The organism is Rubneribacter badeniensis (assembly GCF_002899695.1).
Lineage (GTDB): Bacteria > Actinomycetota > Coriobacteriia > Coriobacteriales > Eggerthellaceae > Rubneribacter > Rubneribacter badeniensis.
In genome coordinates this window covers 13063-35117 of the sequence record NZ_PPEL01000020.1, presented here as the reverse complement: position 1 = coordinate 35117, position 22055 = coordinate 13063, and the positions used below count along the sequence as shown (strand labels likewise).

Genomic DNA, 22055 nt, shown 5'->3' with positions numbered 1-22055 from the left:
AGTGTGTATAAGAGACAGGCGCCGGTTCGGCGGGTCTTTTTGGCGGGGGCCGCGGCGCGCGGTGGATTTTTCCCTCCGGAGCGGCGAAAATTTGCGATTGGTGAACGGTTTTGGGGCTTCGCCGCGCGCGATGGGGGTTTCGGAGGGAAAAGCCGAGGTCGCGCCACCTCGCAAGGGCGTGGCGAGGCCCGAAATGCCGTCGAGGGCGGCAAAACTGTTCGTCAGGCGCACGTTTTCGCGGACAAAAGGCGAAGTCTATGTGTAAAACCACCGTTGACAGAGGCTGGACCGATCCGCTGTACAAGGTCCCGCCCGTCGGGCGAAGGGTTTTCCAAAGCGCCGGCGGGTTTTGCTCAGCGAGCGGATCTGACCTATGTCAATCCTGGCTTTACATGGATCTGGCCTCCTCCGCACGCGGCGGGCGGCGGCGCGCAGGGTGTCGAACGCCATGTAGCCGACAAGGCGCGGGCCGAAGTTGCGGCGGGGCGTCCCGCCTCGCCCTCTCGGCGAACATGACGCAAAAGGTCATGGACAAAAAGCGGTGGTTTCTCCGGTTTTCTCGGCCCGAAGAGGCCCTCCGCTTGCGCGTTGCGGCCAATGTTCGAGCGAGACGCCTGGCCGAAGGCAAGGGCGGTTTCCCTATCCTCAAACGGAAATAGAGAAACCGCTCGCTTTTGTCCAGAGCTTACCGACCTCTCTGCTAGACCAGGGTCGCCGCAGACTGGATTGGACTGCCGAGTGGGGTTCCACCGGTGTCGCAGGAGGCCCCTTCCCGCCCGCCCGGCGGGCGGGAACCCTCCGAACCTCCGATCAGAGCAAGCCCGACTCAAGGTTTAGCGAACAGGAGTTCGTGTCAATCCTGGTTTAACATAGACGGGATGCCCCTTTAGCACAAAATGACGGTTAAGAACGATTTTTCAGCCGAGCAGGATTTCGCGACCTGGCGTTTCTCTAAAAACAGTCTCAAAAGGAGTGAGAAAATCGTTCTTAACCGTCATTTTGTGCTACCACCTATGCGGGTTTACGCTAAACCAAGGTCGGTAGAAGCCAGATCGGCCGCCGAACGAGGTTCTGTCGACGCTTCGGAAGTCTCCCTGTCCGATGAGCGTGCAGAGAACCGAAATGCCTGATCGGAACAAGATTGGCTCGAGACTCGGCGAACATGTCCATGTCGATCCTGGTTAGTGGAGAAAAGGCAAGCTTGCTTCGCGAATGAAGCGCGCGGCCGCATCTCTGCATTTCTTGCATGAGTCGCCAACCTCTGCCTCCGAAGCGCTACAATGCTGCTTCACGACGAAACGGGGCTGCGGCGCGCGGGGGCGCGCCGTTCGGCGGCTCCGTGCAAGCTCTCACGAAGGATCGGCATGCCAATCGACATCGAAACCCTGAACGGGCCGCAGCGCGAGGCGGTCACCACGATAGACGGGCCGCTGCTCGTGCTGGCGGGCGCCGGCTCGGGCAAGACGCGCGTGCTCACGTACCGCATCGCGAACCTCATCGAGAACCACGGCGTGGCCCCGTGGCAGATCCTCGCCATCACGTTCACGAACAAGGCCGCAGCCGAGATGCGCGAGCGCCTCGGCGGCCTCGTGGGGCCGCGCGCCCGCGGCATGTGGGTGTCGACGTTCCACAGCATGTGCGTGCGCATCCTGCGCGCCGATGCCGAGCGCCTGGGCTTCACGCGCAACTTCACCATCTACGACACTGACGATCAGAAGCGCCTGTACAAGGAGATCATGGCCGAGCTGGACGTCGATCCGAAGCGCTTTCCGATAAACGCGCTCATGAACCGCATCTCCACGGCGAAAAACGAGCTGGTGGTGCCGCTCGAGTTCGAGAAGCAGGCGAATGACCCGGTGGGGAAGGTGGCCGCGCGCGTGTACGCGCGATTGCAGGAGCGATTGAAGGCCGCGAACGCCTTCGACTTCGACGACCTGCTGCTGTACGCCTATCTGCTGCTCAAGAACCATGCGGACGTGCTCGAAGCCTATCAGGACCGCTTCCGCTACATCATGGTGGACGAGTACCAGGACACGAACCACGCCCAGTACGCCATCACGGGCCTGCTGGCCGCCAAGCATAAGAACATCATGGTGGTGGGCGACGACGACCAGTCCATCTACAGCTGGCGCGGCGCCGACATCCGCAACATCCTCGAATTCGAGCAGGACTACCCGAGCGCCCACGTGGTGAAGCTCGAGCAAAACTACCGCAGCGTGGGCAACGTGCTTGCCGCCGCCAACGCCGTGATCGCCAACAACCAGCACCGCAAGGCGAAGAGGCTCTTCACCGCCGCCGAGGACGGCGACAAGATCCAGGTGTACATGGCCGCCGACGAGCGCGACGAGGGCCGCTGGATCGCCGGCGAGATCGAGAAGCGGCGCGCGGCGGGGCTGTCGTACAACCAGATGGCCGTGTTCTACCGCACCAACGCGCAGTCGCGCATGCTGGAGGACATGCTCTTGCGTGCGGGTGTGCCCTATCGCATCGTGGGCGGCACGCGCTTCTTCGACCGCGCCGAGATTCGCGACGTGATGGCCTACCTCACGCTTGTGGTGAACCCGGCGGACGACATCGCGGCGAAGCGCGTGATCAACGTGCCGCGCCGCGGCGTTGGCAAGACCACCATCGAGCGCATTGAGCAGTTCGCGCGCGAGATGGGCATGCCGTTTCTGGAGGCGGTGGAGCTGGCCATCGTGGATCCGGAGCTGCGCGCGTCGGCGCGCCAAGCCGTGGCCTCGTTCGTGGGGCTGCTGAACGAGGCGCGCTCCTACGAGGGCGATCTGCGCAAGGTCGTCGAGGCCATCATCGACAAGAGCGGGCTTGTCGCGGCGCTCCAGGCCGAGAACACCGACGAGGCGCGCGGGCGCATCGAGAACATTCAGGAGTTCTTGGGCGTCGTGGATGAGTTCGCAGACACCCACGACGAGGAGGAGGCCGACTTCGCCGCGCCCACGGCGGGCGGCGAGGGTGCGGCGGCGGGCGAGGCTGACGAGCCTGTGCGCGTGCTGCGGGGCGACTCGCTCGCCGACTTCATCGAGTGGGTGCGGCTGCGCACCGACCTCGACACGGTGGCCGAGGACGGCCGCGCCGTCACGCTCATGACGGTGCACTCGTCGAAGGGCCTCGAGTTCGACTGCGTGTTCGTGGCCGGCATGGAGGAGACGCTGTTCCCGCACATGAACAGCGTGGGTGACGCCGCGGGCATCGAGGAGGAGCGCCGCCTCGCGTACGTGGCCATCACGCGCGCCCGCAAGCGCCTCTACCTCACCTGCGCCTACGCGCGCCAGATCTTCGGACAGACGTCGTCGAACCCCGTCTCGCGCTTCATTCAGGAGATTCCGAGCGAGCTGCGCCAGACCACGGGCGTGGGCTCGGCCGGCTTCAGCGGCACGGGCTGGGAGAAGCGCGGAAGCCGCAAGGGCATCGCGGGCAGCGGCACCGAGGCGGGCGGCGGGCGCGTGTTCGGGCGCTCGAGCGCCTCGGGGTCGGCGGGCCGCGCCGATGCGCGGCAGGGTCGCGTGGCCGGCAGTTACGTGCGCCCCGGCGCGGAGAAGAAGGCTGCTGCCAAGATGACCTTCGCGAAGGGCGACGCCGTGGACCACAAGACGTTCGGCCGCGGCACGGTGGTCAAGGTGGACGGCGACACGCTCCACGTGAAGTTCGCCAAGACCGGCCAGACGAAGAAGCTGCTGAAGGACTACGCCCCCATCGTGAAGATCGGCGGGTGACGTCCGGTGTGGACGGCTTCTCCTTGTTCGATGGCATAATCATGCTATGATTATGCCATCGAAGCGAAGGAGGGCGATTATGCCAACGTGCGTTCCCATCAAGGACATGAGAGACACCGCCGCATTCGCGCGCATGGTGGAGACGGCCCCCGGTCCCGTCACCGTCACGAAGAACGGCTACGATCAGTTCGTCGTCATACGCAGCAGGGATTACGATGATCTGCGGGAATCGGAAGCTCGCGCGCGCATCATGGAGCGCATGCTTTTGGCCGAACGCGAGCGCGCCGAGGGCCGGCATGTGGATGCCGCCGTTTCTCTGGCCGGGTTGAGAAGCCGCTATGGCCTTTAGACCCCGTCTTTTGGAGAGCGCCGATCAGGAGTTGCGAGACATCGTGTCCTATCTGGTCGGCCACAGCGATGATGCCGCGCGGGAGTTTCTGGATGCCTTTGAGCGGCAGCTTGACCTCCTCTGCTCAGGGGTCGTCTCGTACGGATTCTCGCGCATGCCGGAACTGGCTCGTCTCGGCTATCGTAGCGCCCTTGTCGGTCGCTACGTGTTTCTCTACTATCTTGAGGAGGATTGCGTCGTCGTCGCGCATCTTTTCCATCAACGCCAGGATTACGTATCGCTTGTGACGGAGGGGCGGGAGCGAGGCACCATTTCGAAAAAAGGAGACTGAGCGGAAACGATGCTCCGATGCCCGCCGGAAAGCATCAGGGCCGTCTTTTCGTTTTTGCGCGAGATGCCGGCTCGTTTCTCGTTCCCGGTTTTCCGATAAGGGATAGCTCCTCTGCGCATCGATCTGCAACGTTTTTCGCAATAACGAACCGCATAGTGCAACGTTTTTCTCAAACGGGGCTCGTTTCAGCGGGACGAAGTGCTCTGTCGGGTGACGCTCCGGCGTGGGTGGAGGCGGGGCGACGGGCGGGAAAGGGGACGGCCCCGGCGGGCGCTGCGCCCGCCGGGGCCGTCGTCGTGCGGCCGCGCCGGGGGAGGGGCCGGCGCGGCCGCTTGGGTGTCGCGTTCGCTACACGCCGGCGGCGGCGTTCTCGCCGGCCAGCTTGCCGAACGTGAGCGCGCACGCCAGGCTGTGGCCGCCCACGGTGACAGGGTACTCCACCAGGTAGCGCCCGCCCTGCGTGTTGCCGGCCACGTACAGCCCCTTGATGGGCTCGCCTGCGTCGTTGAGCGGGTGCAGGTCGGTGTCGCACTCGAGGCCGCCCATGAGCACGAGCATGCCCGCGCTGTCGAAGCGGCACGCGTAGAACGGCGGCGTGTCGACGGGGAACAGGCGGCTGGACACCTTGCCGAAGTCCTCGTCGACGCCCTTCGCGGCCAGCTCGTTGTAGCGCTCGATGGACGCCTTCACGTTCTCGACCGGCAGCCCCATGCCCTCGGCCAACTCTTCGATGGTGTCGGCCTTGAGGGTGACGGCGCTCTCAAGCATCTCGTCGGTGGTGTAGCCCTGGGCGAAACCGCTCAGCACGGTTTCGTACTGGTCCTTCTCCTCGTCGGGAATGTAGTAGTTCACGAAGCCATGGCCTGTGCCCTGGACCGCCAGCTGGTGCTTCCAGTTGGCGTCGAAAATCTGCCACGACTTCGCCCCGAGCGCCGCGAGCTCGGGATCCTTCGAGGGAGGCTGGCGCGACAGCTGGTCGGCGATGTTCTGGCCGGGCACGTCCTCGTTCATAAAGCGGTTGCCCTCCATGTTGAGCTGGAGGAAGGCGTCCACGCCCAGCGCACCGCCCATATGGTGCGTCATGGGCGCGAGGGGCCCCAGCTCCATGTGCGCGCCGGCCCAGATGCCCATGCGGTGTCCGTCGCCGGTGTTCGCTATGTCGCCGTTGACGTCCACCGAGGCGTAGACGCTAGCGAATTCGTCGGCCTGCGGGCAGTAGTAGTGGCGCATCTCCGGGTTGCCGCCGATGTCGCCCGTGCACAGGCAGACCGCCTTGGCGTTGATGCGGGTGTACTTCTCGCCATCGGCATCATGGACGTACGCGCCCGTGACCGCGCCGGACTCGTCGGTGATGAGCTGTTCTGCGAACGTGCCGAAGATCAGCTCGGCTCCTGCGGCGACGGCGTGGTCGCGGCAGTTCTCGGTACCCCAGCGGAGGTTGGGGTTCAGGATGATGGTGCCGTGGAAGTAGGGATAGTACTCCTTCTTGTAGTCGTAGCCTTCCAAGGGAGGGAAGCACTTCGGCCGCAGGAAGTTGGGCTTGTCCGTCGCCCGGTTGGACGCGGTGGTGGGAAGCAGCTCGTAATCGGCTCCTTCGATGAACCAGTCGAACGCCTCGCCGGAATGGTCGTACCAGTAGTTGAAGAATTCGGGGTTCGGGCGGTAGCACATGTCCTTCATCAGCTGGTTCACGATATCGGCTTTGGGAGCCCATTCGATCCCGAGGCTCTTCTGGACGCTCGAGCCCACGGCGCCGAAGCCTCCCGCCTGGGCGACGACGCCGACGTTCTCCTGCTTCTCGATGCCGATGACCTTCGCGCCCGCTTCGGCCGCCGCGCGCGCGGCGGCCGTCCCCGCAAGCCCGAGCCCTATGACGAGGACGTCGCAATCCTTCTCCTCGGCGACGTTCTCTGGCACCGGAGGCTTCTCCAGAAACGGAGGAACGTACTCGGTGGGGTTTGGCGCGCTCTGGGCTTGGGCGCTTGCCCCCTTGTCCTGAGGCGCGCATCCGGCGATGCCGGCGCCAGCGGCGACGGCTGCCGTCGCTCCAAGACCGAGGAACGTCCGGCGCGACATGCCTGCATGGTTCGTGCTCATTGAAATCTCCCTCCTTATTTACGGGTTCGATGCTCGTCGCCCTCTTTTCGGGTCGACGTGTGCGCACTCTAGCAGCTTGCCGGGGCGACTTGCCTCCCCTGTTGGCGGGTGATTTTGCAAAACTGCAGGTCTAAGCCACCTGAAACGGGTGATATGGTCTCTTTTGGGTTGAAACGACGCAAGCGGCGCGCTCGGCAACGGGTATACTTGGGCCAAGGAGGCGAAGCGACGCCGGGGGAAGGCGGAGCTTGAAGTGGAGGGCACATGGGAGCATTGCGCGCAGCGCTTGGGGAAGCGAAGGCCAAGGGAACGTTCTTTTTCGGCGGGTACGCGCTGTACCTCGCGTTCTCGTACATTACGTTTCATTCGTTCACCATATTCGCGTCTGTGGGGGCGCTCGGTCCCTCTTCCCAGACACTGTTTCTCGCCATCGTGCTCGCGTCTCGCTTCGCCGTGTTCGTATTCGTCGCCGTCTACTCGCTTCGCTCGCCGGGACCTCAGACGATGGTGTCCGTGCTTGTGTCGTGCGGTGTCGCGTTCTTCGGGTTTCTCATGTGCGGCATGGCGCTGCAGTTTTCCGGCGAGGTTGACTTCTCGCAGGTCTTGCCTTGGCTTCTGTTCGGGGGCGCGTGCCTTGGTGCGGGCGACGCGGTGATGGTGCTTATGTGGGCGCGCTTCTGCAAGACGCTCACGCTGCGCACCGTGTACCGATATGTGCTCGTGTGCAACGTCATCAGCCTTGTCGTGTACTTCTGCATGACGCTTCTTCCTCCTGCTGCCATCGTGCCGGCTACGGCGACGGTGTTCGTCGCGTCGTCGGTGTGCGTGAAGCGGTCCCTCGACGTGCGCGGACGCGTCGGCAGCGAGCACTCGCGCCCCGTGATGAGGAGCGCCGCGGCGCAGTTGTGGCGTCCGGTGCTCGGCACTGCGGTGTTCTGCTTCATGAGCGGGCTTATGATGCAGGTTTCGGGAAAGCAGGAGCTGCCCCTCTCCACCGTGCAGCAGACGTCCATCGTCACGAGCGCCATCGTCGTCTCGCTTTTGCTTTTGCCGGCGGTGCTGATGAAAAAGCCGCTCAGCGTGGCGCGGCTGTACAAGGTCGCGCTTCCCTTGTCGGCGGCGGGGTTCTTGCTGCTGCCGCTTCTGTGGAACGCCGCTGGCGGGATCGTGAACGCGTTCGCCCAGCTGGGCTCCATGGTGGCGACGATCATCCTGTGGTGCATGCTCGCCGACATGGCGCGCGACACGCGTCTGCCCTCGGCGCTCGTGTTCTCGGCGGCGCTCGCCTGCACGAACGCCGCGCAGCTGCTCGGCGTGCTCGTGGGCTTCTTCAGCGCCTCTCGGCTCACGGCGGGCGGCCTCACGCTCACGGTGGTGGCGCTCGTGTCGCTGTACCTGCTGTCGATGCTGTCCTTGTTCCTGTTCAAAGACAGGGACGTGGCATCCGACGAGCCCGCCGCCCCTCCGACGCAGGTGGTCGTGCACGAGGAGCAGTGGTTCGCGAACCGCTGCGAGGCCATCGCTCGCGAGCACCAGCTCACGGCGCGCGAGGCCGAGATATTCGCGCTCTTGGCCCAGGGGCGCACGGTGCACGGCATCTCCGAGAAGTTGTTCGTGTCGGAGAACACGGTGAAGTCCCACATCAAGAGCATCTACCAAAAGCTCGGTATCCATCTGCGCTCGCAGCTCATCGACTTGGTGAACGAAGAGGGGGCGCTTTCCTCCGACGCCGCAGGGGCTTCCGGCGCTCCGGGCTCTTCCGGCGGCGTGCGCCGGCTTTCGTAAGGGGAGGCGAGGAGGAGCGGCCGCGCGGGCGAAGGGGAGGGGCCGAGCGGGGTCGCGAAGGGGCGTTGCGGCTGATGCGGCCGGCGAGGCGGGACGTTCGACGGGGCGCGGGGATCCGATCGGATGAGTCGGGGGGATATGCACGCTATTTTCCAGATTACTGCGGGCGATGGTGAATGCGGTGCGGTTCGGTTCGGCTCGATGCTGGGCAAACGTGGGTTCGCGTCAATGTCGGTTTAACAGAGAGGGGGATTTTTGTGCGAGAAGGCGCCCTTCGCGCGACGAGGGGAGGGGATTCGTCCCCCCGCTTGCGCGCTTGGCACCCCTCTAGGGCGCTTCGGGCATGCGCGCACTCACGCAAGTGCGGCGCAGCCCGAAGGGGCCCGCCGGGCCGGCATCGACGCCGCCGAAGCGGCTCCCCCGCCCGCCCGAGAGCCGCCCGCCCTAAAACCGGCGGGCGTTAAGCGGGCCCCTGCGCGGAATCCGCTCGATTCTGGCCATGAAACCGCGCTCTGGCACGAATCGAGTGCGCCCCGGGCATCGCCGGTTTCACCGACCTGGGCTTTCTTCACACGAGGAGCCCCCTTCGGGCCGAAAGGGGCCGGATTCCGTGCCAGAACGCGGTTTCATGGCCAGAATCGGGCTGATTTCATGCACGAAGGGACGGAGCGCGAGCAGAAAACCCCTTCCGTCACTCCCAAGAGGCGCGGAGGATGGCGCGCGCCCCGCCGCAGGGGCGGTTCTCCAACGCGACGGAGCCTCCGTGCGCTTGCGCGATATCGGCGGCGATGGAAAGCCCCAGCCCGTAATGGGCGGCTTCTGCGACGGGCGCACTGTCTGGTCCCTCTGGTTCGATCCGACCCCCTCGCGGCATCCCGCGCTCGCAGCCGAATGCGGATGCGGGGCGGGCTTCGCCACCGTCCGCATCGGCGCGGTTGAAGCCTTCGCCGCGCTCGGAGTCGGACGCGCCGCCTCCCTTGCGAGCGCTGTCTGCGTCATCGGCTCCGACGCCCCCGCCGCATCTGCCGCTGTCTCCGACGTCGCCGCCGCGTGCCCCGTCGCCCTCGACTTTGGCGCGCTCGGCCTTGTCATCCTCGGTCTTGGCGCCCTCGGTCTTGGCTCCCTCGGTCTTGGCTCCCTCGGCCTTCCCGCGCCCACTGCCTGCCGCGGCGCGTGTGCGGGAGGCGTCGTCGCGGAAGAAGCGCTCGCAGCCGTGGGAGAGCGCCGCAGACGTGAATCCCGCGCCCTCGTCCTCCACGGCAAGGACGAGCATCGGGGCCGCGCCGCCCGCCGCGCCGCCCACCGCGCCCCGCACCGCGCCGCCCGTCCCGCTGCCCGCACCTTCTTTGCGCGCTCTCTCCGCTCGCGCCGTCCCGCCGTCCGCATCCTCCATCCGCGCGTCCAGCCGCTCATGTTCGTCGCTCGCACGCCCGACCGTGGACGCCGCGCCCGCGGCCGCCCCGGCCTCGTCTCTCGGCGCTTCCGCATCCTCGCATGCGAACGCGAGGCGCACCGTGCTGCCTGCGGGCGCATGGTCGCAGGCGTTGTCCACGAGGTTGAGTGCGGCCCTTTCCAGCGCCACGGCGTCGCAGAGAAGCGACGCGGCCTTCGCGCGACGGACGAAGGACTCCTTCCGCACGGTTTCGAGGCGCACGCCTCGAGCATCGGCCACGCGCCGCGCCGCCTCATCGCACGCGTTCGCCCACGACGCGGCGTCGACGCGCTCCCGGCGCACGCCCGCCCCGCCGCCGCGGGACGCGTCGATGATCAGGCGCACGTACGCGTCGAGTCGTCGGGCGCCCTCGGCTGCCGCCTCGGCGGCCTCGCGCGCGTCGAGGGAAAGCCCCTCCTCCTCGCTTAGGTACTCGGCGTTCGCGCGCACCACGGTGAGCGGGGTCTTCAAGTCGTGCGCGAGCGCCGCCATCTGCGCGCGCTGCGCCTCCTCCGCTTGCCAGCGCGCCTCGAGGGACTCCCGCAGCGCGACGCGCATGCGCTCCATGGCCGCCAGCACGTCGTTCACCTCGCGCACGTTTGCGCTCCCCACCTCGAAGTCGAGCTCTTGGCGCTCGATATGGGCGGCGGCCTGGGCGAGGGGGCGCATCTTCGCCGAGATCACGCGGGCGGCTCGCGTGGCGATGAGCGCCATTGCGGCTGCGAACAGAACTCCGAGCAGAACCGTCGCGAGCGTTTGCGGATCGGGCAGCGCATCGCGCAGTTCGCGCGAGGTGAAGTCGGGAACGTAGTCGTATTGGAGCACGCAGGTGCCGCCGTCGGGAAGTGCGGCCTTCACCTGCAGCATCGCGCTGCCGAGCAGGCCCACGTGCGTCACGCTCTCTCCGGATTCGAGGGTCTTGCGCGCTTCGGGCACCTCGGCGGCGGGCATGTCGGAGGCTGCCGCGTTCCCGTCGGCATCGAAGACGGCCCAACGATAGCACGAGGGAAGCTCGTCGGGGGAGATCTCGCCCGACTCGAGCGCGCCGATGGCGGCGTCGGCGTTGCTCTCGGCGTAGTTCGCGGCGTACACGAAGCCCCCTTCGACGAGGGCGATAAGCGTGCCGAACGCCACGATGGCGACGAGTCCGGCCGCTATGAAGGCGTAGGCGAAGTAACGTGCGATGACGAGCGCGAGCGGCATCCCTTTGCGGCGCTCCGGGCGGCGTCGGCATGCGCGTTCGCGGCGCCCGACCTCCGTCGCCGCGCCTGCCGATCGCCCGCCCAGGCTTCGTTTCTCCCCGTTCCTTGCGGCCTCCATGCGCGTCTCCTTCTCTTCGGCGCTTTCGATGCCGGCTGACGCGTCGCGCCTCACAGCTGCCATTTGTATCCCATCCCCCACACCGTGGCCACCGGGTCGGCGCCGAGCGCGCGCAGCTTCGCGCGGGCGCGGCTCACGTGCATGGACACGGCCGCGTCGTCGGAGGCGCTGTCCCATCCCAGCGCCGCCTCGCGCAGCTGCGCGCGCGAGAACACCTGACCGCGCCGTCGCGCTAGAAACTCGCAGATCTCGTACTCGGTGGGGGTGAGCGGCGCGCGCTCGCCGTTCACGGACAGCTCTTTGGCGCCCATGTCCAGCCGCACCGCGCCGAACGACAGCGCGTGCGTGCGCTGCCGATGCTCTCGGCGCAGATGCGCGGCCACCTTCGCGCGCAACTCGGCGTTGCCGAAAGGCTTGCGCAGATAGTCGTCGGCCCCTAGCCCCAAACCCACCACGGCGTCCTCTTCGGACACCTTCGCCGTGAGGAAGATGATGGGCGCGTCCACCTCGTCGCGGATCGCGCGCACCAGCTCGAAGCCGTCCAGTCCGGGCATCATCACGTCGCAGATGATCAGGTCGAAACGAGCGAGATCCATCTTCTTCGCGCGCAGCGGGTCGTCGCAGCCTTCCACCTCGTGCCCGTCGCGGCGCAGCACGCGCGCGAGCGCATCGAGGATCGCTCGCTCGTCGTCTATCGTCAGGATGCGTGCCATGCTCGTCCTCCCTCGCATGCTCGTGCTCGTTGCGATGCGCTGCCGCGCCTCCGTCGGCGGTTTCGCGCGTTCGCCTCTCCGATCGTCCGGGCCGCCGATGCCGGCGGCACCGTCCGCGTGGCTGCCCAGGCGGCTCGTTCGCCCGCCGACGGCGTCGCGCTGGCCGCGGGCCCTTTGAGGGCCCGTGCAAGCCGTGCGATCATAGCACATCCACCGCTGCGCGGGGGACGTCCTCTTCGGCGACGTATTCCCATGTCACCGTCGTGGCGCCCTTCACCTGGAGGCGCATCCACGCAAGGGGCTCGGCGTTCGCGGGCGCTGCGGGAGCATCGGCAGCGTCGGCTTCCTGCGCCGCCTCGGGCTGTGTCGTCGCGGGCGGCGCTGCCTCGCCCAGCTTCGCGCCGAACGCGTTCACGCTCACGCGCAGCGGCGCGCCCTGGGCGTCGGCTGCGTCCACGAGGTACCGGTAATCGTCGTAAGCCCCGCTCGCGTCGCGCCAGGAATCCGCGTAGGAGTCCGCCGGGGGCACGCGCGCGTACGCCGTCGTGCTCGGCGCGAGCGGGTTCGCGCGGTCGATGAGCTGCGAGGCGATGTTTCCCGGAAACAGGTTGGCCGCCAAAGCTGCGGCGGCGAGCGCGACGGCGCAGATGGCGGCGAGCGCCATGGCCGTGCGTGCGATCTTTCGGCCCATAAGGGCCTCCTTCCTCTTCGAGTCGGATGAGACGCGGCGGGGCTTCCGAAGCCCCGTCGCGGATGCCGCCGCGCGCGGCGCCGGAAGGCGAAGCGCGCGGTCCGCGGCTGTTCGGCGCGCACGCGCCGGGCGCTCGGAGGCGGGCGAGGGGTCGAGCGTCGGACGGTTGCCCCTTTCCGTCCCGCCCCTTCCCGTCCCGTCCGATTCGCGCCCTTTCGTCGCCGAAGCGCCCTGCGCGCGGGCCGGCGTCATTCCCCTGCGCGGCGCTTGTCCTCGTAGCGGTTCGCCCGGGCGAGCGAGACGGCCGCGAACGCCGCCGTGAGGGCCGCGCATGCGATCGCCACCTGCGAAAGCGACGCGGCGAGCACGCCCTCCTGCCCGGCGGCGCCCAGCTGACCGGCCACCGCCAGCTCCACGGTCAGCGAGGCCAGGCGCGAAGGCCAGGCGAACGGCAGAAACGCCGCCAGCTCAACGCCGAAAGAGCCGCTGAGCGTTCCTGTGACCAGCCCGTTCGCCAAACCTCCCATGGAGCCCATCGCGAGGAGGAACCCCAGCGCGCCCGCGCCGATGGCGGCGTTGCGCCCGAACCTGAGCGCGATCCACACGAAGGCGACGTACAGCCCGACGCTGCCCGCCGCCACGCCGCCGGCCGCCGCCAAGCACGTCGCAAGCGGGGGAGTCGCGCGTCCCGCAGCCGTCACCAGGGCGAAGAACGCCAGCGCCGCGACGACGGCGGCCGAAAGCCCGAGGAGCCACAGCGCCGCCGCCTTCGCTGTCAGCGCGATGCGGCGCGAGGGGACGCCCAGAAGGTTCGCGCACTCGCCCGCCTCGCGCTCCGCGTCGAGCGCAAGCCCGCAGGACAGCCCGGTGAGCAGCGGCGCGCCCGCGCCGAGCAGCTGGAAGAACGCGTCCGCGCCCAAAAGGCTGTCCCACGGCGCGTAGCCGAAATAGGCTCCGGCCGCCAAGCCGAGCGCAAGCGCGAGCGCCAGGTGCAGCGGCGCGAGCGGGCTGCGGCGCAGCTTGACGGCCTCGGAGCGCAACGCCCGTGCGAACCTCGTGGCCGCCGATGCGCGCCGCATGCCGCCTTCGTCGCGCGGTGCGCGGTCGCGCGTGTCGGCTCGGGCGCTGCGCGCGTCGCGGACGTTGCCGCGGATCCTTCGACCTGCCTCGCGCTCACCACGCTCGCCGCCGGTGCATCCGAGGTCCGAATCCCCGGTTGCACTGGGGCGCTTCGGGATTCCTGCCGCCCTCATCGCGCCTCCCTCCTTGCGTACCAGCGTGCGCCTGCCGTCGCGAGCGCTGCGAAGAGCGCGAACGCCACGAAAAGCCCCGCCGCCGTCTCCCAGCCGAACGTCCCCAGCGCGTCGCCCGGGGCGAGCGGCACGCCCGAGGGCGCCACGCCCACGAGGGGGGATGCTGCCACGAGCGCCGTCGTCGGCGGGAACAGGAACCACCAAGGGCTCGTCCACAGCCCGATGCCCAGCCCCAGCTGCACGAGCGCGGGGAGGGCGATGCCCGCGAGCGAGCCGAAGCGCGTGGCGAGCGCAAGCGAGGCCGGCACCGCCCAGGCGTTCGCCGCCGTCAGCACCGCCGCCGTCGCGAGCCCCGCCAGAGCGCTCGGTGCGGCCCCGCCGAGCGCGCGCACCAGGACGGAGGCCGCCAACACCACGAGGTTCGCGGCGAACACGAGCGCGAGCGCGTAGGCCGTCTTCGCCCACCAGGTGCGCGCGGGCGGCACCGGAAGCCCCAGCACCGGGCGCAGCTTCTGGCGTGCGTCCAGGTTGGCGACGGAGGTGGCGATGAGCGCGATGGCGATGGGCAGCGGCAGCGCGTACCACCAGTTCCAGCCGTAGGTGGAGAACGCCCCGACGGCCCCTCCACCGCCGATGCCGCCCGCAAGTGCTCCCATCAGGCAAAACGGCAGCGGCATGAGCAGCGCGATCTTGCGCGGCGCCCCCCGGCGGCCCTTGAGCGCCTCGGCGCGCAGCGCTGCGGCGAACCCGGCGTCCGTTTCCAAGCGCTCGCTTTCGTCGCCTCTTTCGGCGCATCCCTGCGCGTTTGCGCGCCCGCATCCCTGCGCGGCGATTCCTTTCGCACCGCTTTCGTCGAGCGTCGCCGCGCGTTCGGCCTGCGCAGCCGTCTGGCCTTCGGCCGCGCATCCGTCCTGCGCAGACGGCGCGCCTTTGGCGCTTGCGGAGCCTGTGCGTCCGGCCCGCGCGGCGGCCATACGGCCGGCGACCTCGGCTCCGGCCCGCGCAGCCGCCCTGCTTTGCGTCGTGGCGGCCGTCCTCGATGCTTCGCGCGCCTTCATCGCTCGCCCCTTTCTCCGCGCGCGTCGCGTCGCGACGCCGCCACCTCGCGGCACACGTCCATGAACAGCCGCTCCAGGTCGGCGGCGGGATCAAGCCTGTCCTCGTAGGCCAGCCTTCCCTGTGCGATGATGCCGATGCGATCCGCCACCTGCGCCACTTCGCCCAGGATGTGGCTCGACACCACCACCGTGATGCCCTGCTCCGGCAATGCGCGGATGAACCCGCGCAGATCCTCGATGCCGATGGGGTCGAGCCCGTTGGTCGGCTCGTCCAAGATGAGCAGCCGTGGCCGCGCGAGAAGCGCGAGCGCTATCCCCAGGCGCTGCTTCATGCCCATCGAGAAGCGTCCGGCGCGTTTGGGGCCTGTGCCCGTCAGGCCGACCGTTCGCAGCACCTCGTCGATGCGCTCGTCGGGGATGCCCAGAAGCGTCGTGCGCACGCGCAGGTTCTCGCGCGCGGTCAGGTTAGGGTAGAGCGGCGGCGTCTCGATGAGCGAGCCGATCGAGCGCAAATCCTCCCGCCGCCACGGGCGTCCCGCCACCATGATCTGCCCTTCGGTGGGGTGCAGCATGCCCGCCACCATTTTGAGCAGGGTCGACTTGCCCGCTCCGTTCGGCCCGAGCAGCCCGTACACCTCGCCCTCGGGCACATGCAAAGACACGCGGTCCACCGCCGTCTGCGCCTGCGCGCCGCGACCGAACCGCTTGGTCAGCATCCGCGTCTCCAACGCCCATTCCATCGAATCCGTCCTTTCCGTTCGCGCTCTTCGTCGTTCACGTCGCGCATTCTGCCTATCCGGCCCCGGCGGTCGCGCATGTCATGCGCCGCGCGTCCCGGCGGGTCCTTCATCGAACGGAAACCAGCATGCGCCCTGAATCTAACGAAGCCTTAACGGCGGGGAAGGTTTTTCGCCGGCGCGGCGCGATGCCTCATCGTCGGCGCGTGCCCCGCGCCGTCGCCTGAGGCGACCGCTTCAGGCGCGAAAGGCGATCGTTTCAGGCGACGGCGCCCCGACGCGTCCGACGAGGGTCGGGCGGGGGCGCGGGCGCGCCCGTGGGAGCGGGGTGTCGGGACGGTGCACACGAGGCAGGAGCGCAGACGCACTCGCAAGGGCAGGGGCGCGGGGACGAGGTGCAGACGTGCCCGCAAGGGCAGGGGCGCGGGGCGTGCTCATAGGGAAGTGGGGGAGTCGGGGCGAGGTGCGGGCGCGCGCCCGCAGAGGCAGGGTGCCGGGACGGGATGGGCGCGGGGCGGGTGCGGGCGCGGCCATGGAGAGGTGGGGCGCTTGCGCGACGCGCGCGGGGCACGTGGGCGCGGCCATGAGGGCGCGGACGGTCGAGGTGCGCGGACGCGGCGTTCGGCGCTTATAACCGAACGCCGCTGATGCCAACTTCCAGAAAGGGATGGCGGGTTGTCGCCGATCCGATGCCGTCCTTATCCCCCCGGGAGGCTCAGAGGCGTTCGCCCGCATCCGAGGGCTTTGCAGGGCGTTCGCCCGTGTCGGGAGGGTCTACCTTGCGCAGCCTGGGCACCAGGCGCGGGCCGAGGGCGCGGCGGCGATGCCGCCGAGGGCGCTTTCGCGCAGCTCGAAAGGAAGCGAGCGGCCCACTGCGTACAGGGCTTCGACGGTCTGGTCGAAGTCGACGAGGTTGCCGATGCCCGCGAGCGCTATCTGGGCGCTTGCGAGGGCGACCGCGGCCCCGGCGGCGTTGCGCTTCTGGCACGGCACCTCCACCAGACCCGCCACCGGGTCGCACACAAGCCCCATGAGGCTCATGAGCGCGTTGCCGGCCGCATCGAGGCACTGCTCAGCCGAGCCGCCCAAAAGCTCGACGACGGCCGCGGTGGCCATGCCCGCAGCCGAGCCGACCTCGGCCTGACAGCCGCCCTCCGCGCCCGATACGGTGGCGTTGCGCGTGACGAGGTAGCCCACCGCCGCCGCAGCGGCCAGACCGCGCACGAGGTCGTCGTCCGACAGGCCGTGCGAGCGCTGCAGCGCCAAAAGCACGCCGGGGATGACGCCGGCCGACCCCGCCGTGGGCGCCGCCACGATGCGCCCCATCGACGCGTTCGTCTCGAGCACCGCCATCGAGAACGCGACGGCGTCCGAAAGCTGCGCGTCGCACGCCGACCCTCCGCGTGCGACCAGGGCCGCGAGCTTGCGCGCCTCGCCGCCGATGAGCCCGCCCATCGACGGCAGCGCCTCCTCGCGGGGCCTTTGCGCGGAGCGCCGCATCACGTCGAGCACGCCCGCCAAGTAGGCCCGCGCCCCGTCCGCGCGCCCGAGGCTGGCCGCAAGCGCCGCCTCGCGTTCCAAAAACGCCTCCGAGAGCGTCGCGCCGTGCGCTTCGCACCATGCGAGCAACGCCGCTGCGTTGGGGAAGTCGAGTTCGCGGAAGCGCTCGAGCGCCCCCGCCGCGTCCGCAGCTTCCGTCTGTCGCCCGCCGTCTGCCGACCCTGCGCCGCGCGCATCGCCCGGAATGACGCGCACGTCGAGGATGGCGGGGTGCGCCTCGATGGCGGCCTTCGCCTCGGGCCCCACGCCCTCGTCGGTCTCGAGCACCGTGTAGGCCACCGCCCCCTTGCGCTCGCGGTAGAGGCGCGTCGTGGCGATGTTCACGCCGCGCTCGCTGATGCAGGCGGCGATGTGGGCGAGCACGCCGGCCTCGTCGCGCTGCCGCACGACCACGCTCGTGCTCTCGCCGGTGATGCGCACGTCGATGCCGTCGATGCGCCGGATGACCGCCGCGCCGCCGCCCACGCTCTCGCCGCGCACGGCCATCTCGTTGCCGGCGGCGTCGATCACGCGGATGTCGATGGTGTTGGGGTGCTCGTAGTCCGTCGCGTCGGGCAGGGGCGCGAAGGAAAACGAGAGCCCGGCCTGTTCGGCCAGGGCGAACGAATCGCGGATGCGCAGGTCGTCGGCCGCAAATCCCAGCATGCCCGCCACGAGCGCCTTGTCAGTGCCGTGTCCGGAAAGCGTGTGCGCGAACGACCCCAGAAGCGAGAACTCGACGCGCACGGGCTCGGCCAGACACAGGCTGCGCGCCATGGAGGCTATGCGCAGCGCGCCCGCCGTGTGCGAACTCGAGGGCCCCACCATGACGGGCCCGATGATGTCGGTCAGTCCGAGCGTTTCCATGTCGTTCTCCTTCGCTGCCTCGTTGTGCGCGCGGGGCCATCGTAACGCATGCGGGGCCTTTCGTCTGCACTTTCGCAAGATTCGGCGACGAAATGCGGGCGGCGTCCCGACGGCGCGCTATACTAGGGCGCGCCAAAGCGCGGCGTCGGCGGGGCCGCTGGGCGCGCTTTGGGGATACGAAGCCTCGGCCCGTCCGTTTCGGGCCTTACCGTTGAAGGAGCATCGCATGCCGGCATCGACACCGATCATCGTGGTGGGGCACAAGAACCCCGACAACGACGCCATCTGCGCGGCGGTCGCGTACGCGCATCTCAAAAACGAGCTCGCACGCCGCGACGAGGCCGCCGGCCGCCCGGCGAGCTCTTACGTGCCCGCTCGCCTGGGGCCGCTGCCGCCCGAGACGGCGTGGGTGCTTAAGAGCAACGGTCTGCCCGCGCCCGAGATCATCGGCCACATTCACGCGCGCGTGCTCGACGTCATGACGCCGAGCCCCCTCTCCATCGGCCGTGACGCCACCATCTTGGAGGCCGGTCGGCTGCTGCGCCAGCACAACATCCGCGCTCTCGTGGTCACGAACGACGACGGCACGTACCGGGGCCTCGTCACCACGCGTATGATCGCGGAGCGCTACATCGCGGCGACCGACAAGCTCGAGGAGGGCGGCGCCGACGAGGTGGCGGTGGCGAACGACCTCATCGCCTCGCTCGACCAGAAAGTAGAGGACATCACCGAGACGGACGTGCTCGTGCTGGACAAGGACGGACTGCTCAAGGAAGCCGTCGAGGACCTCATGGCCAGCGAGCTGCGCGAAGCCGTGGTGCTCGATGCGGACGGGTTCGCCATCGGCATCGTCACGCGCTCGGACGTGGCGGTGCGGCCGCGACGGCGCGTCATCCTCGTGGACCACAACGAGACGCGTCAGGCCGTTCCCGGCATCGAGGAGGCCGAGGTTGTCGAGATCATCGACCACCACCGCATCGGCGACGTCATGACGACCTCGCCCATCAAGTTCACGAACCTGCCTGTGGGCTCGAGCGCCACCATCGTCACCATGGAGTACCGCCGGTTCGGCATCGAGATCCCGCGAGCCATCGCCGCGGTGCTCCTGTCCGCCATCATGACCGACACGGTGGTGCTGAAGTCGCCCACCACCACCTACGTCGACCGGGAGCAGGTGGAGCACCTCGCGGGCATCCTCGACGTCGACCCTGTGGAGTTCGGGCTGTCGGTGTTCAAGTGCCGCGGGGGAGAGGCGGGCATGCCCGTGGAGAAGCTCGTCGGCGCCGATTCGAAGGAGTTCCAGATCGGCGACGCCACGGTGCTCATCGCCCAGCGCGAGACGGTGGACCTTCCCGGCGTCATGGAGCGCGAGGAGGAGATCCGCGAGTACATGCGCCGCCTGAGGGAGGCGCACGGCTACGAGTTCGTGCTGCTCATGGTCACCGACATCGTGGCCGAGGGCAGCCAGTTTCTCTGCGAGGGGAACCGCCGCATCGTCAACCGCGCGTTCGACATCGAGTGCACGGGCGTCGGCGGCACGTGGATGCCCGGCGTGCTGAGCCGCAAGAAGCAGGTGGCCGCCAAGATACTCGGCGCATAGAACGCTCCGCGCCGTCGCGCGCTTCTTCCATCGCGTTGCGCCGCGCGCCCGTCGCTTGCCGATGCTCGCTTGATCGGCTGCGGCGACTGGCTGGTCGGCCGAGGCAGCCGGCTGGACGGCTTGCAGTACGCAGCTGGTCGGCCGAAGCGGTCGGTTGGTCTGCTTGCGGTGCGGCGCGCGGCTGGCCGGCCGCGGTGGTCAGCTTGCGGCGCGCAGCACGCGGCGCGGCGATTCGGCGGGTTCGCCGATGCTGTCAGCGAGAGTCGGGGGTTCTTCTTCTTGAAACGGTAATGGATTTGTGAAAAGTTTTCGATATATGACCGAAATCGATGGATGATGCGTTCTCTCTACTCGAAACGGTAATGAATCAGGCATTTTTTCGGAATATTGTACCGAAATCTCCTGCTTTGTCGTATTGACAGCGCCTTCGAAGGCGTTTTCGGTTCGCCTCTCCTGCATTGCGGTACTATATGGAAATTTTTCTTCAAATTCATGACCGTGGAGTCTTCTCAAGTCTTTCTATGGGGAAGGATGGCCCCTTTGCCTCTTTCGTCCTTCGCTTGGGAAGGGGAGTGCCGCTTTCCGAGGGGGCCGTCTTGCGTGCTGCGTCATCCGCTGCACGCGTTCGAGGTGCGACCGCCGATCGGGCCGCCGTCGCGGTGCGGCTCTCGCTATCCCGCCATCTCGGATGGGGGCGTCTTAGCCGAGATGGAAGAGGCGCGGGTCGGTCGCTTCGCGTTGAGGGGCGAAGAGGCGCGGTGCATGCGGCGGCGCGTCGCCTTGCAGCGAGGCGGATGACGCTTCGGCGTCGCGCTGGACGTTCTTGGCTTCGCTTTGTATCTTGTCGGCGCGTTCGCAAGGCGGGGCGGCCCTTCTTCGGAGCCGCCTCCGATCTCTCGCCTGTCGAAAGGCGCACGTCGGGGGGTTCTTGGCGAATGCGCCTTGGATGCGGGAGCGATGCGAGCCGGGAACGCGGCGGGCGCGGTGCGCAGTGCGGAGGCTCGCTGTCGAATCGCCTCGCTGCTTTCTGCCGGCCGCATTGCCGCCGATCCGGTGGCGGGTGCAGACGAACGCCGCGGCTTCACGCGCCGAGCGGCGAAGGCTCGCTCCATCGATCCTCGAGAGACGATACGAGGAAGTCGCAGAACATCCGGGCCTCCTCTGAGGAGGATCCGTCGCGGCGAAGCACCTCGAGCGTGCGGACGAACCGCGCGTCGGCGAGCGGTTCGAGCCGGGCGTTGCCGTCGGCGAGGTCTCCCCAGCTGCGTTCGGGCCAGAACCCCACGCCCAGCCCAAGGCCGATCATGCGCTTCACCACGGCGGGGCTGTCGCTTTCAAACGCCACGCGCGGCGCGAAGCCCGCATCGGCGCACGCCTCGTCGCACACCGCGCGGAAGGCGCGGCTTCCCGCCAGGCAGATGAACGGGTCGGCGGCCAGCTCGTCGAGCGCGAGGGGGCCGCGTTTTGCGCGCTCGGCCGGCACCGCCGCCCCGATGCGCTCGGTGAAGCGTGCGACGGCGGCTGGCTCGCCCGCGCGTCCGCGACCGCCGTCCTCGCGCCGCGCGGTGCGCAGGCGCACGTCCCAGCGCTGATCGGCGTTCTGCATGACGACGAAGCGGGCGTTCGGGCGGCGTGCACGGTAGGCGGCGATGGCCTCGACGGCCAGGGTGGAGGCCGACTCTATCGCGAGGCGCACGGTGGCCTGCTCGCGTCCCGCCGTCTCGGCCAGCTCGGCGGGCAGCGCGTCGAGCGCGGCCAGGACGGGTCGCACGCGCTCGTGCAGCACCGCGCCGCAAGGGGTAAGGCGCACGTTGCGCCCGACGCGCTCGATCAGCTTCACGCCCAGCTCGCGCTCGAGCCGCCTGATGGACTGCGTGAGCGCGGGCTGCGCGACGTTGAGCCGCTTCGCGCTGTTCGTGACATGCTGCGTGCGCGCCACCTCCTCGAAGTACCGAAGCTGCAAAAGCTCCATCTTCGCCCTCCTTCGCTTCTAACTCATAATATGTATATTATCATTTTACAAAAAAGTATATATTAGACAGAGGTGATGGCGAGTCGTACGCTGAGACGCGGAACACGAACGGATGCCGTCGGGGCTTCGGCGGCGAGCAAGGAACGAAGGCGAAGAGCGCATGTCGGAGGTTCTGGAGGCGGCGATGCTCGTCTGCTTCGGTTTGTCGTGGCCGATCAACGGGTACAAAAGTTACAAGGCGGGCACGGCTGCCGGGTCGAGTTGGCAGTTCATCGCGCTCATCACGGCGGGGTATGTGGCCGGCATCGCGGCGAAGTTCGCGTCCGGGACGGTGAACTGGGTGCTCGCCGTCTACCTTGTCAACCTCGTGTGCGTCGGCGCCAACTGGGCCGTGTACTTCCGCAACCGCCGTCTCGACGAGCGGAGAGGGGCTGACGCGTCTTGCCGCCCCGTCTCCGCGCATTCGAAAGCCTAGCCCGCCTGACGCGGGGCGCATGGTTTGCGGCGGGGCGTGCGGCCCACCGCGGGGACGTGCGGTTCGAGGTGGAGGTGTGTAGCCCGCGGAGGGCGCGCACGATCC

General features: G+C 68.4%; 17 protein-coding genes. 6 read left to right on the top strand and 11 right to left on the bottom strand.

Annotated elements, in window-relative coordinates:
- Positions 1–231 (bottom strand): hypothetical protein (locus C2L80_RS14140; RefSeq protein ID WP_204600538.1); only part of this gene is annotated, 231 nt, incomplete at its 3' end.
- A 1133-nt stretch (positions 232–1364) separates the two neighbouring features.
- Between C2L80_RS14140 and C2L80_RS05285 the strand changes: the two genes are divergently transcribed.
- From C2L80_RS05285 to C2L80_RS05275, 3 genes are all read left to right on the top strand, one after another.
- Positions 1365–3731, top strand: coding sequence for an ATP-dependent helicase (locus C2L80_RS05285; protein WP_087197714.1), 2367 nt, complete (start codon positions 1365–1367; stop codon positions 3729–3731).
- A gap of 79 nt (positions 3732–3810) precedes the next feature.
- Positions 3811–4080 carry a polyribonucleotide nucleotidyltransferase gene (locus C2L80_RS05280; protein WP_087197716.1) on the top strand — a complete coding sequence of 90 codons (270 nt, stop codon included), beginning with the start codon at positions 3811–3813 and terminating at the stop codon, positions 4078–4080.
- Positions 4070–4411: a type II toxin-antitoxin system RelE/ParE family toxin gene (locus C2L80_RS05275; protein WP_087197718.1), complete on the top strand. Its 342-nt coding sequence runs from the start codon at positions 4070–4072 to the stop codon at positions 4409–4411. Before C2L80_RS05280 ends, C2L80_RS05275 begins: the two co-directional genes overlap by 11 nt.
- A 348-nt stretch (positions 4412–4759) precedes the next feature.
- Here C2L80_RS05275 and C2L80_RS05270 read toward each other — a convergent pair whose 3' ends face one another.
- Positions 4760–6508, bottom strand: a complete 1749-nt coding sequence (locus C2L80_RS05270; RefSeq protein WP_087197720.1) for an FAD-dependent oxidoreductase — start codon at positions 6506–6508, stop codon at positions 4760–4762.
- A 264-nt stretch (positions 6509–6772) separates the two neighbouring features.
- On the opposite strand from C2L80_RS05270, the gene C2L80_RS14540 reads away from it, so the two are divergent.
- Positions 6773–8293 carry a helix-turn-helix domain-containing protein gene (locus tag C2L80_RS14540; protein WP_103262802.1) on the top strand — a complete coding sequence of 507 codons (1521 nt, stop codon included), beginning with the start codon at positions 6773–6775 and terminating at the stop codon, positions 8291–8293.
- 691 nt (positions 8294–8984) lie between these two features.
- Here the strand turns inward: C2L80_RS14540 and C2L80_RS14535 are convergent.
- From C2L80_RS14535 to sdaAA, 7 genes are all read right to left on the bottom strand, one after another.
- A complete protein-coding gene (locus C2L80_RS14535; RefSeq protein ID WP_087198308.1) occupies positions 8985–11108 on the bottom strand; it encodes a histidine kinase dimerization/phospho-acceptor domain-containing protein in 2124 nt (707 codons plus the stop codon).
- Positions 11096–11758, bottom strand: coding sequence for a response regulator transcription factor (locus C2L80_RS05255; protein WP_087198310.1), 663 nt, complete (start codon positions 11756–11758; stop codon positions 11096–11098). The genes C2L80_RS14535 and C2L80_RS05255 overlap by 13 nt, the downstream gene beginning before the upstream one ends.
- A 199-nt stretch (positions 11759–11957) precedes the next feature.
- On the bottom strand, positions 11958–12449 hold the full coding sequence (locus C2L80_RS05250; protein WP_087198312.1) for a hypothetical protein: 492 nt from the start codon (positions 12447–12449) through the stop codon (positions 11958–11960).
- 248 nt (positions 12450–12697) lie between these two features.
- Positions 12698–13702 (bottom strand): ABC-2 family transporter permease, encoded by a 1005-nt coding sequence (locus C2L80_RS05245; RefSeq protein WP_103262801.1) that lies wholly within the window; start codon positions 13700–13702, stop codon positions 12698–12700.
- On the bottom strand, positions 13699–14760 hold the full coding sequence (locus C2L80_RS05240; protein ID WP_239938730.1) for a lantibiotic immunity ABC transporter MutE/EpiE family permease subunit: 1062 nt from the start codon (positions 14758–14760) through the stop codon (positions 13699–13701). Before C2L80_RS05240 ends, C2L80_RS05245 begins: the two co-directional genes overlap by 4 nt.
- A complete protein-coding gene (locus tag C2L80_RS05235; protein ID WP_087198316.1) occupies positions 14757–15500 on the bottom strand; it encodes a lantibiotic protection ABC transporter ATP-binding protein in 744 nt (247 codons plus the stop codon). The genes C2L80_RS05240 and C2L80_RS05235 overlap by 4 nt, the downstream gene beginning before the upstream one ends.
- 771 nt (positions 15501–16271) lie before the next feature.
- Positions 16272–17903, bottom strand: coding sequence for an L-serine ammonia-lyase, iron-sulfur-dependent, subunit alpha (sdaAA, locus tag C2L80_RS05230; RefSeq protein WP_103262800.1), 1632 nt, complete (start codon positions 17901–17903; stop codon positions 16272–16274).
- Between the two features lie 226 nt (positions 17904–18129).
- Between sdaAA and C2L80_RS05225 the strand changes: the two genes are divergently transcribed.
- Entirely contained in the window at positions 18130–19503 is a 1374-nt protein-coding gene (locus tag C2L80_RS05225; RefSeq protein WP_087193870.1) for a putative manganese-dependent inorganic diphosphatase, read from the top strand.
- 198 nt (positions 19504–19701) lie between these two features.
- Here the strand turns inward: C2L80_RS05225 and C2L80_RS14020 are convergent, their stop codons facing one another.
- On the bottom strand, positions 19702–20016 hold the full coding sequence (locus C2L80_RS14020) for a hypothetical protein (protein WP_129589901.1): 315 nt from the start codon (positions 20014–20016) through the stop codon (positions 19702–19704).
- Between the two features lie 568 nt (positions 20017–20584).
- Positions 20585–21475, bottom strand: a complete 891-nt coding sequence (locus tag C2L80_RS05220) for a LysR family transcriptional regulator (protein WP_092198249.1) — start codon at positions 21473–21475, stop codon at positions 20585–20587.
- A 160-nt stretch (positions 21476–21635) separates the two neighbouring features.
- On the opposite strand from C2L80_RS05220, the gene C2L80_RS05215 reads away from it, so the two are divergent.
- Positions 21636–21950 carry a hypothetical protein gene (locus tag C2L80_RS05215; RefSeq protein WP_092198252.1) on the top strand — a complete coding sequence of 105 codons (315 nt, stop codon included), beginning with the start codon at positions 21636–21638 and terminating at the stop codon, positions 21948–21950.
- Positions 21951–22055 lie beyond the last annotated feature (105 nt).

Bases quoted from the DNA above. Each gene is read 5' to 3' on its own strand.
- C2L80_RS14535 (WP_087198308.1), bottom strand. From the start codon at position 11,108: ATGGCAGCTGTGAGGCGCGACGCGTCAGCCGGCATCGAAAGCGCCGAA.
- C2L80_RS05275 (WP_087197718.1), top strand. From the start codon at position 4,070: ATGGCCTTTAGACCCCGTCTTTTGGAGAGCGCCGATCAGGAGTTGCGA.
- C2L80_RS05270 (WP_087197720.1), bottom strand. From the start codon at position 6,508: ATGAGCACGAACCATGCAGGCATGTCGCGCCGGACGTTCCTCGGTCTT.
- C2L80_RS05245 (WP_103262801.1), bottom strand. From the start codon at position 13,702: ATGAGGGCGGCAGGAATCCCGAAGCGCCCCAGTGCAACCGGGGATTCG.
- C2L80_RS05285 (WP_087197714.1), top strand. From the start codon at position 1,365: ATGCCAATCGACATCGAAACCCTGAACGGGCCGCAGCGCGAGGCGGTC.
- C2L80_RS05220 (WP_092198249.1), bottom strand. From the start codon at position 21,475: ATGGAGCTTTTGCAGCTTCGGTACTTCGAGGAGGTGGCGCGCACGCAG.
- C2L80_RS05255 (WP_087198310.1), bottom strand. From the start codon at position 11,758: ATGGCACGCATCCTGACGATAGACGACGAGCGAGCGATCCTCGATGCG.
- C2L80_RS05215 (WP_092198252.1), top strand. From the start codon at position 21,636: ATGTCGGAGGTTCTGGAGGCGGCGATGCTCGTCTGCTTCGGTTTGTCG.
- C2L80_RS14540 (WP_103262802.1), top strand. From the start codon at position 6,773: ATGGGAGCATTGCGCGCAGCGCTTGGGGAAGCGAAGGCCAAGGGAACG.
- sdaAA (WP_103262800.1), bottom strand. From the start codon at position 17,903: ATGGAAACGCTCGGACTGACCGACATCATCGGGCCCGTCATGGTGGGG.
- C2L80_RS05280 (WP_087197716.1), top strand. From the start codon at position 3,811: ATGCCAACGTGCGTTCCCATCAAGGACATGAGAGACACCGCCGCATTC.
- C2L80_RS05240 (WP_239938730.1), bottom strand. From the start codon at position 14,760: ATGAAGGCGCGCGAAGCATCGAGGACGGCCGCCACGACGCAAAGCAGG.
- C2L80_RS05235 (WP_087198316.1), bottom strand. From the start codon at position 15,500: ATGGAATGGGCGTTGGAGACGCGGATGCTGACCAAGCGGTTCGGTCGC.
- C2L80_RS05225 (WP_087193870.1), top strand. From the start codon at position 18,130: ATGCCGGCATCGACACCGATCATCGTGGTGGGGCACAAGAACCCCGAC.
- C2L80_RS05250 (WP_087198312.1), bottom strand. From the start codon at position 12,449: ATGGGCCGAAAGATCGCACGCACGGCCATGGCGCTCGCCGCCATCTGC.